The 1,117-nt window shown below is 67.9% G+C and carries 1 protein-coding gene and 1 pseudogene; both read left to right on the forward strand.

Features of this window, described 5'->3' with window-relative positions; translation table 11 throughout:
* Nucleotides 1–560, forward strand: a 560-nt coding sequence (locus IH13_RS0128620; protein ID WP_031088901.1) for an ABC transporter ATP-binding protein, incomplete at its 5' end; no start/stop codon positions are given.
* Between the two features lie 412 nt (nucleotides 561–972).
* A pseudogene (locus IH13_RS42910) lies at nucleotides 973–1,117 on the forward strand (squalene/phytoene synthase family protein); the annotation flags it as partial.

Below are 1,117 nucleotides of genomic sequence, written 5' to 3' on the forward strand. Positions count from 1 at the left end.
CCAACGGCTCGGGCAAGTCCACCCTGCTGCGGGCCATCGCCGGACTCCTGCCGACCGAGAGCGGCAAGGTGTACACGGACGGCCAGCCCTCCCTGCTGGGCGTCAACGCCGCGCTGATGAGCGACCTGACCGGTGAGCGCAACGTGGTGCTCGGCGGTCTCGCGATGGGCATGAGCCGCGAGGAGATCCGCTCGCGCTACCAGAGCATCGTGGACTTCTCCGGGATCAACGAGAAGGGCGACTTCATCACCCTGCCGATGCGGACCTACTCCTCCGGCATGGCGGCCCGGCTCCGCTTCTCCATCGCGGCGGCCAAGAACCACGACGTCCTCATGATCGACGAGGCGCTGGCCACCGGTGACCGCAAGTTCCGGGTGCGCTCCGAGGAGCGGATCCGCGAGCTGCGCAAGGAGGCCGGCACGGTCTTCCTCGTCAGCCACAACAACAAGACGATCCGTGACACCTGCGACCGGGTCCTGTGGCTGGAGAAGGGCGAGCTCCTGATGGACGGCCCCACCGAAGAGGTACTCAAGGCCTACGAGCGGGAGACCGGCAAGTAGGACGTGTGTTCCCGACCCCCGCCGCGTCGACGCGGCGGGGGTCACGGCGTGCCGCGCCGGATACAGCGGATGCGGGAGAGGTTTCTGAGGCATCTCCTTCCGGCGGATGACGCCAATTGCCGTCAAGGCGGGGAAGGTTGACGGAGCGCATGGCGTTGTACCGGGGCGCGCCGCACCCCGGCGCTGCCGGGGGAGACGTACAACGTAAGCTGTACCGGTGCTGATTCGCGGCTGTTCGCGGTGATACGCCCTGGTGTGTCGATCGCTTGTGCCAGTCGCACAGGGGGACGTGAGCGGCGTGTCCGAAAAGGGATGTTTTGTGTCGGCAGTGTAGAACGGGAGATATGACGGCAATGATGGGAAATCTCCAGCTCCGACGTGGTGTCGCCGTCCCCGCGTCGGGCGGTACGCGGTGACCCGTACCCCGAAGGGGCGCGCCGACGCCGCCGCGACCGGCACCCTCGACAAGGCCGCCGACGAGAACTTCCCCGTCGCCCCCTTCTTCCTGCCCCGGGCCTGGCGCGACGACCTCATGGCGGTCTACGGCTTCGCCCGCC

It is taken from the genome of Streptomyces sp. NRRL WC-3549 (assembly GCF_000721935.1).
Lineage (GTDB): Bacteria > Actinomycetota > Actinomycetes > Streptomycetales > Streptomycetaceae > Streptomyces.